Below are 13,779 nucleotides of genomic sequence, written 5' to 3'. Positions count from 1 at the left end.
CTGCTCATTCTCATTAGTTATACCAATGTAATGTTTTCTCACAGCAAAAGAGAAGTAGCTACCTGTGCAGCATTATAGGCGGAAAATCCATTGGGGGTATTACTAAAGATGAAATAGAAAATTAATATTATTAATTAAATGAATATGAAATAGGTATTGTTCCTGTTATCGTTACAACCTTTTCTGTCATAACAATCTTCTCATTTTCTTTCTCGCATACTTGCTGAGCATGATATAAATGTCTATGAGGACGTCAGCTCGGAAAGCATTCGTTCTGCATGGTATGCCTTTCGCTATTCTCAGGGGCGTGAAATGAAAGTTTTCTTTGATGGAGTCTATATAAGCATATGAAATTGATAATAATTCTCCTTCTCGCGCTATTCCCGTTATGTTCATCTGCCAGCAATCATTATGCCCTTGTTTTTGAAAATAACACGATACTGCTTGTTTTAAATCTTAAATGTTCCCCCTGTGATTTAAACTGCGCAAATATTCAATATCAGCTTTTCAATAAAGAGACGGAGTCTGTTATTTCAGGGGTTGCTAAGCCTGTGACAACGGGCATCGAAAATAATTTTCGTGGTTATATGATGCGTAATAATAATACGTCCTACACATTAATTGAATCAGATAATAAAAACGTATGGGATATGTCTGTTGAGGAGAAGGGAACTCAACAGAACAAAGATACCGTGCAAAAAGTAAAATATCAGCTTAATGCTATTTTTGACAATGGTACATGCTGAATTCTGGCCTGTCTCAGGGATACGATCGTATCCCTGAATATTTCCCATCAAAACTCAGGAGTAAAATCATTCTCACTAATATATTTTTCCAGTATGGCGGTATATTGTCGCCAGTTCCCGGAGTCATTGATTACTGCATAATTTATCGATGCTCCCGGCGTTGGCGAGCGTGTTAGCGGCACATCAAGTGCTGTTTTCGGCGCAACCATGATATCGCCGATACTTTTCTTGTTATCCATCGTTAACGTTAAACTCATATACCACGAGGTGGGGTTAACTATCCGTATAGTATTCTCTTTAGCAATAAAGCGTAATTTTTTCTCCTCCGCTTCCGTTGGCGCTTTTAATCCGGTCGGGCGAATTAAAATTTTTAGCCGCAAACGAAGCGGTAACACCAGTTTTCGCGGGTGGTTTTTAATGTCCTGGGTGACTGGCGGTATCTGATAAATGTTTAGCCAGAAGAGACTCTCCCGGTCCGTTGCCAGCTGCTGGCGGGAACTCAGGAGCAGGCGAAGCGTTCTCAGTTCTCCTGGCTGCATTTTAAATACCGGCGGCAGCGCCACCAGCGGCGTTTTGCTGTTATCCGGAGAGGCGTCAATGTTTCCGGCGTCGGTCCATACCTGTAACAGCATCGGCGTTGTATTATCGTTGGATAATGTCAACGATTGAGCGACCTCATCTGAAGCAAAAATAATTCGGGTTCTGTCAATATTAACGGCAGCTTGTGCCGGGCCATACCATCCCGTCAACCCAAGTAGCGTTAATATGACTTTACTGAAAACTAACCACTGCCTGTAATTGCGCATTCACGCTTCCTGCCGTTACTATTTGTCCGCCGATCGCCTCAAGCGAGGCAGTAAAATCACCGCTGTAGGTTTCTACTGAACCGGATGATACCCGTGTGGTTAAATCTTTATAGCCATACCAGCCTCGGGCGTTGCCAGTGCCTGTCTTGATCCGATCGGGTAACAGGTTAATCGGCGTACCGGCATCGTTATAGATGCGGATACCCACTCCGGAAGCTACGCCAGGTTCGCCATAATGGGTGTCCAGTAGCCACGACAGACCGCCTGCGGATGTGGTTAGCCCCAGGCGACGCGCCGCCGCCACGGCGGTGGGTTGATTAACGACAAACCCCATTGCGACATTAGCGGCGCTGGTGGACGGGAGGGCACTGGACACGGCACCGGACTCACATTCCAGGCTGACGTGGAAAGGCGCCTGACTATTACCTCCGGCGGCTAATATGCCGACGGCGACAGGGGGAATTTTCACGATCGCAGGATAATCTGTGATTTTACATAACGCGCCGCGAACATAGGTGACGCTATTATATGTACTCCATGCCCCGGGCCAATAGCTGGGCCAGCCATAATAATCGCTGGCATGATCCAGTCCCGCTTTGATCCGCTCGGTAATCAAGCCTGGGCCTTTAAACGCGATATAACCCCGAGGCTGCGTCCAGGTATCTCGGTCCATTGGATTCTGGTAGGCAAAATATTTTCTTGAGTCAATTTTAAACATCTCATATAGCACGTTGCTAAACGCGCTGGCAGGAATATAAATATATTTGTCATCCTGAAACCAACTGTCTGCGGTAAGTTGGCGTTCTTTCCAGAAACGGCTGTAATATTCGCCGGTACTGAGGTTTGTCATACGGACAGCAACATTACGCTCCACATCATAATAAGCGCCTTCTACTTCGGGAGTAAAAAATGCCCCCGCAAAAGCGCTATCGCCATTTGTCGAATACATCTCATAGAGCTTCCCGGCATCGGCGGAATCGCAGCGGTAAAGTACCTGTTTACTGGAATAGGGCGTGCTGGTGGCGGCCGTCAGGAAGTTACCGATCCCACTGGCCAATAGTGTGCCGGAGGGTTGAAATGTTTCACTATTACTGACGCTAATCACCGTTGGCAAACCGATATTACCGGTATTCGTGTCAGTTGCGCCGATCCAGTTTTGCGCCGTGTAGCCCGCTTTTATCGCCGCGTCAGAGAGCGCGCTCTTATCGGTGACTTTGATACATGACGACCATGTTCCGGCGCTGACGAACAGGCTCGTGATAAACAATAGCGTTCGGAAACTAAAAAGCATTGTGCTATTCCTTCTCGCAGATTTTGTTCAGATAGAGAAACGGTTCTTTGGTGTGAAGATCGAGTTGGTAGGCAACCCGGCAACGCTGGTTTGCCCCTGTTCCCCAGCGCACCAGTAGAGAACCCGACGGATGGGCGATACGGGCATAAATCTGCCCACTCTGGCCGACCATGCCGATGTTTGTGCCTTCACCGTTGAAAACATCAGCGCCCATTGGCGGTATGCCGCCATCCGGCATCTTCACGGAGATCAGCACTGCTTTGCCGCTGATAGTGGCGAAATTGACACGCGCGATGGCGCCAGCATACGGCACAATCTGCTGACTTCCTCCCGTCAGTTCGGCATCGCTGCGCATCTTACGGGTATCGAGCGTAACGTTATTGACGCGGTAAGGAGATAACGAAGGCAGAATGGCGTAACCAAAGCGATCAACCACAGCGCCCTGGCCATTTTGTACGATCGCGCCCTGCGCGCCATCGGCATGAATAAGCGCAAAGGTATCGCTGGTATAGGGGCCAGCCGTCAGACCGCCAGGGTGAAGTACCAGGGTGCCGGACGCGCCCAGCCCTTCCTGACGATAGTTATCACCCTGGCCATAGTTGGCGCGAAGTGCGCCAAACCGGGTGTTCTGTTGTAGATTACCGCCAAACGTCGTTGGCGCGCTGCTATCGCTATTACTATTGCGATAACGCTCGTAGCCGCCATAAACCGACCATGACAGGTCGCTGTTTTCACCGCTACTGCCGGTCATGGATACGGTTGAGGAACGGCTTTGACTGGACTGGTTATAATTCATAGCGACAGACGTTCTGTTTTCGCCCCAATCCAGCGGTATAGAGACATTAAACGACATTGTGGTTTCGGTATATTTTTGTCGGCTACTCACGTCCAGTGGTTCGTTAACGCCGTGATAAAAGCGATCGTAATCCCAGGTGGTGCGCTGTCGTGCGATATTCACCCCGTAGCTTATATTCCGCCACTGGTTGCTATATCCCATTTGTAGCTGTGTTATACGCGATTGGTTATTGTAGTAGTCTGCGGTGCTGGCGCTGAGGTTAAGCGTGCCAAGCTGTCCTAACGGCTGGCTTACCGTCGCGGACAGGCGATTGCGTTGATGCAGCGTGTCGGAGTAGTAATCAATCCCCGTTTTTGCTTCCCGGCGTACGCCGAGCACGTCCTGAAGATCGCGAAAGCCGTTGGTTGAATAACGATAAGCCGCCAGTACCAGGTTAGTGCCGGTGGTAAACGTTTTGCTGTAACTGAGTTCCGCGCGCCAGCCTTGCTGGCGATCGTTATGCTCTGCGCGCGCGTTCGACCAGGTGGCGTTAAGGCCGAACGCGCCCATACCGGTGGCCCAGACGCCGCCCGCCAGCCATGCCTGGTAACGCTGCGCAATTCGTGAACCGAGGTTGAGGGTAATGGTGTTATTAACGCCGTGCTGGAACGTTCCCTCAAAGAAACGATTTTCAATATCGTAGTACTGACGAACCCTGCCGAAGGCCAGCGAATAGTGCCAGTTACCGGGACGTACCGAATCCGGCACGGAAGAATAAGGCACGGTGAAACGTGAGGTTTTACCGCTGGCCTCGATAACCTCTACCTCCAGATCGCCTTGATAACGGGTGTTGTACAGATCGTCAATATAAAATGGGCCCGGCGGAACGTTGGTTTCATAAATCACTTTCCCCAGTTGTTTTACTACCACGTGCGCGCTACTGGCCGCTACGCCCCGAACTTCCGGCGCATAACCGCGTTTGCCCTGCGGGCGCATCCGCTCGTCGGTGACAAGTTTAGCTCCGTTAAAAGACAGACTGCCGAATAAGCTGGAGTCCGTATAGCTATCGCCCAGCGACAGAATACTGTTAATAGACGCGACAGGTCTTTGCACCCAGGTTCGAACGCTATTATAGCGCCAGGCGCTTCCGCTCTGGTTGCTATTGGCATAGCGCAGATTACTTTGATGACGGACCTGCCAAAGTCCGAGGTTAACGCCCATGTTTAAACCGCTCCATAAGTATTGGTAGCGATAATGGCTGTCGGTATTTTCGGTGTGGGTCCAGTTTGTGTTATGGCGTAAAAACAGCGCCAGCGCGCCGCTATCCCACTCTGAAGGGGAGATATAACCGCGCGGTTTGTGCGTAAGTTCGGTCATTGGAATCGTCAGCAACAGGCGAAGCGTGGCGCTATCAAATTGCCAGCCGGCATGAGGTACCCACTCCCTGAGCGGGCGACACTCGGTCGCAGCGTCGGTCGCGGGGAGTGATTTTATCTGTGCCGCTTTCATCACCGATAAGGGCAGGCAGGGTTCAGTCTGTTGACCCTCTTTTACAGCATTAAATCGAATATTAGTGCTCGAGGTTACCAGCGTGCCATTAACGTAAACGTCGGCAAGATAGTCTCCGGAAGGCGTTTGCTGTTCATTAAAACGGGCAATATTTTGTCCGTAAGTGGCCCCCTGAAGTAGCGCAGGATCAAAATAATACTCTTCACCCTGCGCGGAGCCTGAGCAAACTATGGCGATCAATAGCGCAAGGCTTTTGCGGTTCAAATTAATGGTGGGGGACATCGTAGCTCTCGCTTATCCTTGCGCCCAGGTCGTTAACCAAAGTAACGGTGACTGTACCGGAGAAGGATTTGAGTGGCCGTTTGCCCGGCAGCCACCAGGTTTGACTGGAGAAAGGGGCAATCATGTCAGCATCCAGGTTATACGAAGCGCCGTTCACTTTTACATTCAGGTTACTTAAAGAGGCAAACCAGGGCTGCGGATTAACAATAACAATACCGCTTTTTCCGGAACCCTTATTTACCGTTTTAATCTGTAATTTTTTCGCCAGATTATCAGGTTTGCCTAGCCCGTCAGGACGATAGAAAAGTTTTATTCTTGAGCGCAGCATCACCAACATTTTATTTTGCCCACTGTCGCTGCCAATATTCGTTGGTGGTACCTGTAATACGTTAAACCAGAATACTGACTCACGATCCTGCGGCAATTTTTTCGTGTTGTTATAAATTACACGTACCACCTGGCCTGCTTTGGGTTGAATACGAAATACTGGCGGCGTGGCAATAAACGGCATCGCGCTGCTATTTTCCGGGCTGGTATTCATATCGCCATCGTCAAACCAGGTTTGTACGATATAAGGTATTGCATCATTATTTTTTAACTGCACATCTACGGAGGAGGCTGTTGATGGGTAAATTATTCGGCTACCCAAAATAGTAACGCTCGCCCACGATGTTGTGGCGGGTAGGGCCAGCAATAGAAAAACTATTAAGTAATATAATGCGGAATGTCGGGTATCCATTTTCATCTCAACAACTCCCTGGCGATTGAAAATGGTCTGGCGTTTCAACGCCAGACCGTAGCGACAATTATTTATACGAAACGGCGTATTGTAGGGTGGCAGCGACTGTCCCAGCCTCTGCTTTCCCGGTAGAGTAATACCGCGCGGTATAAGTCGCGCTCGCTTCAGAAGCATTTGGTTCCAGTTGTAGGTCGCCGTCGCCAGTAAAGCCGCCGGTCAGATTGATTGGCTCCCCTGAAGTGTCGAGTAATTGGACTTCAACATTTTTCGCGCTGCCAGTATTACCCAGGTTACCGTTACTGGTGACCTGATTACCGACAAAGACAGTGGAAATTTTTGTTGTTTTGTCCTTAGAGCCGGTACACCCGGACAGCCCAATATCAAACGTTATTGGGCCCGCAGTTTTCCCTTGTTCTGATAAGTCTTTAGTACTTACTGTTGGCAATAACACGACGGGTTTAGCCTGATTACCATTAATCACGACAGAGCACGTTTCATCAGAGACTTCCCCTTGAAAGGTGATGGTGTTATCAGAAACAGCCATCGCGCTGCTGGAGACAAGAAGCGAGCCTGTGATCATTGCTAAATATTTTTTCATAGACATATGATAATGTTCCTGTATTAATCTTTACTTTTTCAGGACGAGTGCAATTCGCCCGAATGTTTCGTGCTTATGGAGGAGTGGTAAAAATAACGATCATTAACTCTATTTTTGGATGTGAGCTATACCCTCCTGACTATTGATAATGCGATATAAAACAAACAGACTTATTTCTCTTATCATGAAATAGAGCGATAAGCGCTTTCGTCCATGCATCTCATTAGTACAACTGATAGTGTTATCATTTGATTGAGTGTAATCCGATAACAATTCTCTCCGCGTCTGAATAGATAGACTATGTTGCAATACAAACCTGCACATTTTTGCTATGTAAAATCCGCATCAGTTAAACCTCCCGATGGATAATACGATGGTGAGATTAAGGTAAATTTTCTGAAATGTGCTCCTGAAACAGTATAATTAGTCTTACTTTTTTCTTACTTTTGGCCTTTCAGAAGTTTCCTGAGTTTGCGTTAAGGTAAAGAGAATTGTTCAGATTTACCTATAACTGTTTGATTTGTAATGTGCAGGTAATACTTGTGTCAATTATTGTTTACTATAAGTGAGACTTATAAGTTAAACTCAGGTTAATTAGGGGGCTGAATTCTTTTTTGAGCATGATAATATGTCGTCTGAATGATGGATGCAGTTACCTTTAGGATTGTCATGAATGAAAGCATATTTTTACTTGATAAGCGTGTTGTATTTGATAGTACGAAGATGACCTTATCGCATGGTAATGAGATAATCAGAATATCAGAAGCTGAGACCCATCTGCTTCTTGCTTTTTGGCATGGTCTTTACAAAAAAGAAGATATTATTCATTTTGTTTGGGAAAATCGTGGAGGCTGCGTCTCAGAATCAAGTTACTATAAACTCATTAATCAAATGAGAAATGATTTTAGTAGCATCGGTCTACAGTCATCTGACATCGTAACTCGCCCTCGGGTGGGGGTGTCGCTGTCTGTTGCCATTGAACCTATAAAAAAAATCACCTCCCTAAAGGTGAGTGATGAAAACGTTAAAGGCACCCCGACTCGGGAGAACATATTTTACAAAATTAAACGTCACAGCGTATTTGTGGTATTAGCAGGAGCCATTCTTCTGGCATTGCTCTATGGTGTATTTACTATATATAAAGCGCCTGTTCGTAACAGCCCTGATAGTTTTTTTACATATCTTGGCGAATATAACGATTATGCAATCTATAAAACAAAAGAGGATAAGGTCACATTAAGTGAAGTAGTTTTTGCTTTTAACTCTCTGAAAATTAAAGTTTACCGGCAAAATGGACGCCATCTTTATTATATCAGGGAGCCTAATATGAATATTTTTCTGCAATGCTTAAATCCTGTTGAAATGGCGGTGCCAAAATGTATTACAGTAAAAGAACGTTACTGATTATATTTGTAATATTTATCGCCATTGTCGCAATCGGATCGGTAATAGCGCTTGAGTGGGTAAATCGTGACTCTTATAGAACCAACAATCTTATATGCACGACAAAATCAGAAGCGTATATTGAACCACGAAAATTGTACATGGATGGTGGACTTGTGCTGGATCTTAAATCCGGCAGGATTACCCTACACTACGATGTTACTACCGATACGAAAGAGAAACGGCTTTTTTTTCGTGATATCTGCATCAGCAAACTACGCAGAACGGGTATGAAAACATTTACTTTTAAAGTCAATTCAGTTAAGACTTTTGAGTCTGATACTGCTGGCGATTTGTTTTCCTGGTTGAGACTGTTACAGCCTGGTACGATTAATGAGTTAAAGATGGTCAAAATTGGGAAAAATACCTACATGTTTTCGCTTAATCGGCATTTGTATAATGTGTGTACCACCAGTAGTAACGTTGAGTTGTAGCTAATAATCCCTGTATTGATGGGAATTCGTTCCGTGATGGTTATGCCTCATCAGGCAGCGAACCTGGTATCAGGCTAACATATTGAATTTAGATATCTGCTATCGCTTATTTTAACGATAGTATCCTGCACCTGTTGGGTATTGATATTTTCTTGTCTATTTTCGGCACAGAGAGTGCCATCTTGCTATCATTAAGAACGTATAACCTATCTCTCAATATTGCTTTTCTATATTAATGTTACTTTAGTTATCCTATAAAAGCGTACAGTGGCAAAAGGAAGGCCGGTAAGAGGGCAATGATTTGAAAGTAAGAAAGCTATTTCTGATGTTGTTTATTGCCGTTCCACTGATCGTAATGATATTGGTGGGGTTACTCGCGGGTATCTCCCAGCTAAAACGAGATATCGCCGTCAGCGCCAATACGCTGCTGCGGTTTAGCGCGGATATATCTGCCGCCTCCTGGCAAGTCGCCGGAAAAGCCGCCAGACTGGCTGAGAGTTCCTGTACTGACACGCTGAAAGAACTGTCCAGAACGCGGGCCTTCACTCCTTATGTCCGTGACATTGGGTTTCTGGAAAATGGCGATATCACTTGCTCCTTTGTCACCGGAACCGAACGCTATCATTTTTCCCGGCTGGCAGGGCTTTCTTTACCTGCTTCTTATCCGGAACGGTGGTTGCGATCTATCGGTAGTATGGCCGAAGGACCCGATCGCCTTGTTGTGGTTTATGTGAAAAAAGTAGCAGCGAATAAAGCGGCCTTCGTCATTGTGGATTCGCAGTATGTCCAGGAGCTCATAGAGATATTGGCAGCAGAGAGAGCATCAGCCTTTAGCCTGACATTCGGCGCAGGGGAGGCGATTACCAGCGCTGCGACGTTGCGCGGTAAGGCGTTTTTAACGCAGCGGTTCACCTCAACCGATCACACTCTCCAGCTGATGGTGCGAACCCCTTTCTCAACGTTATCGGCATACTGGTTACAAAACCTTTTTATTTTTGTTCCGCTGTCATTGTGTCTTTCTGTAGGGATGATGTTGTTCTACAGGCGCTGGTATTTAAAACGTTTATCTCTGGCCCGGGAGATTGCCAGGGGAATAACGCACAATGAGTTTACGGTACATTATCAACCTGTTTTTAATGTTAAACACGGTAGTTGCGGTGGCGTGGAGGCGCTAATGCGCTGGCCGCAACCGGATGGCCGTTTTATAACCCCGGATATTTTTATTACCGCCGCAGAAAATGAAGGCATGATTATTCCACTCTCTCGTCATCTGTTCGAACTGATTGCTCATGACGTGATAAACTGGACTGTACCGGATGATTTCTATATCAGCGTAAATATATCGCCTGCGCATCTTATGGATGACGGTTTTATACAAGATATAGAGGCGCTCAGGACTCGTTTGGGAACGATAACGCTTATGTTGGAGCTCACCGAACGTAGCCTGATTGTAGAACCTTCACAGGTCGCAGAAAAACTTTCAACGCTCCGTGAAAAAGGCGTGTTAATAGCGATTGATGATTTTGGAACCGGCTATTGCTCACTCTCCTATCTCCAGCAATTACCTGTAGACTCTCTTAAAATAGACAGAACGTTTATCGATACCATTGATACCAGCAGCAATGATGTTCCTGTCCTGGATACTATCATTACGCTGAGTCAGCGACTGGGGCTCAATGTGGTTGCCGAAGGGGTCAGTACCCAGCACCAATTGCGTTATATCTTAAGCCACGGGGTAGGATTCGTTCAGGGATTTCTTTATGCCAGGCCGATGGAGGCTAATGACTTTATGAGCTGGCTTGGCAAGTCGGCCCAGAGGCAAAATGGTCTGCTCAAGGGGGAAAACGAATCTGCGAGTGGCCTGGTGGCTGAATAATACAGGAGTTCGCTACGGAAAAAAATTCAATAGCGCGATATATCCTGGTAATATGTTTATGCCGTGAAGAAACGTGATAGCACTGGGGCGGATATTTTTATGAGTCAGAACAATTATCTGATTGACAAAAGAGTTATTCTTGATTGTGAACGAATGACGCTTTCCTGCGCCGGAGAGTCGATAACGATATCTGAATCGGAACGCAGTTTGCTTATCGCTTTTCATGAAGGCCTTTTTAAAAAAGATGATTTAATTAACTATGTCTGGGGGCGCAAAGGTGTCGTGGTCTCTGATGCCAGTTATTATAAACTGATTAACCAGCTACGAGGATCATTTGATAAAATTGGTCTTAAGGGGGCGTCTGTTGTGACTCGCCCTCGCGTGGGGGTTTTACTCTCAGTTTCCATTGAACCGTTGAGTGATGAGGCGCAAAATACGCCGTTGCCTGCTGTTGCTGAAACAGAAGTATCGACGGTTGAAGTGCGGCACGATGACACTATTATTACCCCAATACCGGGCGCTGTGAATAAAAAAGATTGGCTCTACTTTTGCCTGGCCGCGCTTCTGATGTTTTTTATGATGTATAAAGTTAAGGGTGAAAATATTGATTACTTTACCCTCCAGGGTTCGTATGATGGATACACTTTTTATAGTGTCGGGCATGATAAAACCCATCTGACGGATATCGTTGAAGCTTACTCTGAGATGAGTAATGAAATACATAAACAAAACGGAAAAATCATTTATTACATTCGCGTTCCTAATACAAATATTTTTGTCCAGTGTCTTAACCAACTTGATATAGCGGAGCCGAAATGCATTTCCATAAAAGAACGTTATTAAGCGTGGCGACGCTTGGAATGTTGGCTGTTTCAGTCGTACTGATGGTAGTTTGGGTACGAAACAGTAACCATAGTTCTATTAATACTAATGAATTTTTATGTACGACAAGAACGGTAACGACGATACAACCTAAAGATATCCATGCCGATGGCAGTCTTGTTCTTGATTTTAAGATGAAGAGAATTACGCTTCAATATGAAATAAAAACAAAAGATAACGGTGTAAAAATATTATACCGGGACGTATATATGAAAAATTTACATCGAACAGCGCCTGGTGTTTATACGTTCGAAGTATCCCAGGTAAAAGTCTTTGCCACGGACACGGCTGGCGATCTGTTATCATATTTACGGGTTCTGCATCCGGAAGCGGCTAATGAGATTCGAATATCTAAAGTGGGTGAGAAAACCTTTTTTTATTCTCTTAATCGGCAGCTTTATAACGTTTGTACCGCGCAGTAGATCTGAATGTTGTCTGAATGCGTCAGAAAGCGAGTTGCGAAATTGCCCTCCGCAAGGGTAAAGGTTAACTTGAATGTTAATTAAAATGCATATAAAACAGTTAGTTATGAATTTTTGACTCTTCGGGAAGGTGACTGATACTCGCTGATAACCTCTCGCAGTCCGCCTGACGGATGCGATGCCAGGATCGGGTCTGAAGCAACTATGAATCCGCCATTAATAAAAAAGTAAGAACTCTGTAAGACTGATTTCATATCCATTATCGAATATATCAGGTTATATTACCTCCGCAGTTGGCATGACTGGTAATAAGCGCATTAGGTGCTCTTAATCTAAATGCTATTTGTGTGCCATAAGTTCCGGTACCGCCTTAATTATATATCAAAAATGGAGTGGTTTTAATGAAAAGACGGTCTTCGTTCCTTGTTTTTTTAGGTTTATTACTAGCGTCACCTTTAGCTTTGGCTAACGATCAGCACACCGTATCGTTTGGTTATGCACAAACTCATCTCAGTTCATTGAAAAATAGCGATAGCAAAGATCTGCGAGGCTTTAATTTTAAATATCGTTACGAGTTTAATGAGACCTGGGGGATGTTAGGCTCATTCACCGCGACGCGCAATGAAATGGAGAATTACACCTGGAAAGAGGGGAAATTGCATAAAAATGGTTCCGATTCTGTAGACTATGGTTCTTTGATGTTTGGACCAACATATCGTTTTAATGACTATGTGAGCCTGTACGGCAATGCGGGTATAGCGACGATGAAATTTAATAAACACTCAAAAGAAGACTCCTTTGCCTACGGCGCTGGCGTAATATTTAATCCAGTTAAGAGTATATCTATCGATGCATCATGGGAAGCCAGTCGTTTCTTCGCTGTGGATACCAATACATTTGGTGTCAGCGTAGGTTATCGCTTCTGATATTAAAAGTATAAGCGTTACGTTTATGGCAAGGAATTAAAAATAATATGGTGCTGCTACAGAATAGGGATGGTTATAATCAGTCAGGTAATCTTAAGAGGAAGATAAAACACTCACCGTAGCGTTATTCTATTGATGAAATTATGATAAATTCACTATCGGAACAACTTCCGTTAAAAACGATAGGTATAGTTTTAACGGATGATTATTATACTTATTTAGGCATCGCTTCACTCTTTGAGGATGGGAAGTGCTTTATGTTCCCACTCAATGGAGAATATAATTCGTGTCAGATATCAGCTAGCGAAGATATCATAATTATTATTGATGGACGAGTTTTGATTCAGGGGGTCTGGAAAGGTTTTAAGGCGCTCATGCAGCATTATCCACATGCTCGTCGAATCTGGCTCACGCGCAGAGATATTGGAAAACTTTATCCACATGGCTGCGATAGAGATCCTGATATCGATCCCGATTTGGCAAAGCCTGTTTTTATTGAGCATTTCATTAAATACGCTTGTGCAAACGATGTAGCGGTCGGTGAACTTGCGCCGTTGACAAAAAAGGAGGAGGAGTTGTTATGGCACTTTTTATATAAAAAGTCGATGAGTCAGATCGCCAGTAGCTATGGCATGAGTCGTAAGACTTTGTACATTCATAGATTGCGTATCTGTCGTAAATATGGCTTCAAACGCTTTTTCCATTTGCTATTTATTTACCAAAGAAGTCGCCATATTTTCGCATCTAAAATTTGCCGTGTAGACAAAAACGCCGATCAGGCTTGAAGCAAACAAGATGAAAAAGTTAACGATGAGAGAGTGTGAAAGCATCAATCCTACTATGCTGCTTGCCATTAAGATACTTATCTCGGCGCTTGACGAAAAAACAAAAATAAGGCTCAGAGAGCATATTGAAAAAACTGAACAAGAAATAGCCTCAAGCATACATGATAGCATCATGACAGAGACTTTTCTTCAGCAAATGAAAGACATTCGTTACATCTTAAATATAGTTCCTTGACGGCGTTCAGAAGCAAGAACGCGTTATTAT

Annotated in this window: 13 protein-coding genes and 1 pseudogene; 9 read left to right on the top strand and 5 right to left on the bottom strand. The window is 44.9% G+C overall.

What is annotated here, in order from left to right:
• Positions 1–347 precede the first annotated feature (347 nt).
• On the top strand, positions 348–746 hold the full coding sequence (locus EOS98_RS17435) for a hypothetical protein (protein ID WP_000766847.1): 399 nt from the start codon (positions 348–350) through the stop codon (positions 744–746).
• Between the two features lie 47 nt (positions 747–793).
• On the opposite strand, the gene stbE is transcribed toward EOS98_RS17435, so the two are convergent.
• The 5 genes from stbE to EOS98_RS17410 all read right to left on the bottom strand — a co-directional run bounded on the left by stbE (position 794) and on the right by EOS98_RS17410 (position 6,752).
• Positions 794–1,552 (bottom strand): fimbrial biogenesis chaperone StbE, encoded by a 759-nt coding sequence (gene stbE, locus EOS98_RS17430; RefSeq protein ID WP_001749082.1) that lies wholly within the window; start codon positions 1,550–1,552, stop codon positions 794–796.
• Positions 1,518–2,843, bottom strand: coding sequence for a fimbrial usher protein StbD (gene stbD, locus EOS98_RS17425; protein WP_126524247.1), 1,326 nt, complete (start codon positions 2,841–2,843; stop codon positions 1,518–1,520). Before stbD ends, stbE begins: the two co-directional genes overlap by 35 nt.
• A gap of 4 nt (positions 2,844–2,847) precedes the next feature.
• Positions 2,848–5,409: a fimbrial outer membrane usher protein gene (locus EOS98_RS17420; protein ID WP_126524246.1), complete on the bottom strand. Its 2,562-nt coding sequence runs from the start codon at positions 5,407–5,409 to the stop codon at positions 2,848–2,850.
• Complete coding sequence (gene stbB, locus EOS98_RS17415) at positions 5,393–6,154, bottom strand: fimbrial biogenesis chaperone StbB (protein WP_126524245.1); 762 nt, start codon at positions 6,152–6,154, stop codon at positions 5,393–5,395. The genes EOS98_RS17420 and stbB overlap by 17 nt, the downstream gene beginning before the upstream one ends.
• 61 nt (positions 6,155–6,215) lie before the next feature.
• Positions 6,216–6,752, bottom strand: coding sequence for a fimbrial protein (locus EOS98_RS17410; RefSeq protein ID WP_000062033.1), 537 nt, complete (start codon positions 6,750–6,752; stop codon positions 6,216–6,218).
• A gap of 663 nt (positions 6,753–7,415) precedes the next feature.
• Here EOS98_RS17410 and EOS98_RS17405 point away from each other — a divergent pair.
• The 8 genes and pseudogenes from EOS98_RS17405 (at position 7,416) to EOS98_RS17370 (ending at position 13,749) form a co-directional block, all read left to right on the top strand.
• Positions 7,416–8,150: a winged helix-turn-helix domain-containing protein gene (locus EOS98_RS17405; RefSeq protein ID WP_023139048.1), complete on the top strand. Its 735-nt coding sequence runs from the start codon at positions 7,416–7,418 to the stop codon at positions 8,148–8,150.
• Positions 8,123–8,423: pseudogene (locus tag EOS98_RS17400) on the top strand (hypothetical protein). Before EOS98_RS17405 ends, EOS98_RS17400 begins: the two are co-directional and overlap by 28 nt.
• Positions 8,424–8,924: 501 nt before the next feature.
• Entirely contained in the window at positions 8,925–10,499 is a 1,575-nt protein-coding gene (locus EOS98_RS17395; RefSeq protein ID WP_126524244.1) for an EAL domain-containing protein, read from the top strand.
• A gap of 99 nt (positions 10,500–10,598) precedes the next feature.
• Positions 10,599–11,342 carry a transcriptional regulator gene (locus EOS98_RS17390; protein ID WP_000081368.1) on the top strand — a complete coding sequence of 248 codons (744 nt, stop codon included), beginning with the start codon at positions 10,599–10,601 and terminating at the stop codon, positions 11,340–11,342.
• Positions 11,315–11,803 (top strand): hypothetical protein, encoded by a 489-nt coding sequence (locus EOS98_RS17385; protein WP_000545419.1) that lies wholly within the window; start codon positions 11,315–11,317, stop codon positions 11,801–11,803. Before EOS98_RS17390 ends, EOS98_RS17385 begins: the two co-directional genes overlap by 28 nt.
• A gap of 401 nt (positions 11,804–12,204) precedes the next feature.
• Positions 12,205–12,729, top strand: a complete 525-nt coding sequence (locus tag EOS98_RS17380) for an Ail/Lom family outer membrane beta-barrel protein (protein ID WP_000830237.1) — start codon at positions 12,205–12,207, stop codon at positions 12,727–12,729.
• Positions 12,730–12,872: 143 nt separating this feature from the next.
• Positions 12,873–13,514 (top strand): helix-turn-helix transcriptional regulator, encoded by a 642-nt coding sequence (locus EOS98_RS17375; RefSeq protein ID WP_000610824.1) that lies wholly within the window; start codon positions 12,873–12,875, stop codon positions 13,512–13,514.
• Between the two features lie 10 nt (positions 13,515–13,524).
• A complete protein-coding gene (locus EOS98_RS17370) occupies positions 13,525–13,749 on the top strand; it encodes a membrane protein (protein WP_000737127.1) in 225 nt (74 codons plus the stop codon).
• The last annotated feature ends 30 nt before the right edge of the window (positions 13,750–13,779 follow it).

The sequence above is a fragment of the Salmonella sp. SSDFZ69 genome (assembly GCF_004010755.1).
Classification (GTDB): Bacteria; Pseudomonadota; Gammaproteobacteria; order Enterobacterales; family Enterobacteriaceae; genus Salmonella; species Salmonella enterica.
The sequence above is the reverse complement of the archived record's forward strand: the minus strand, read 5'-3'. Positions and strand labels throughout refer to the sequence as shown.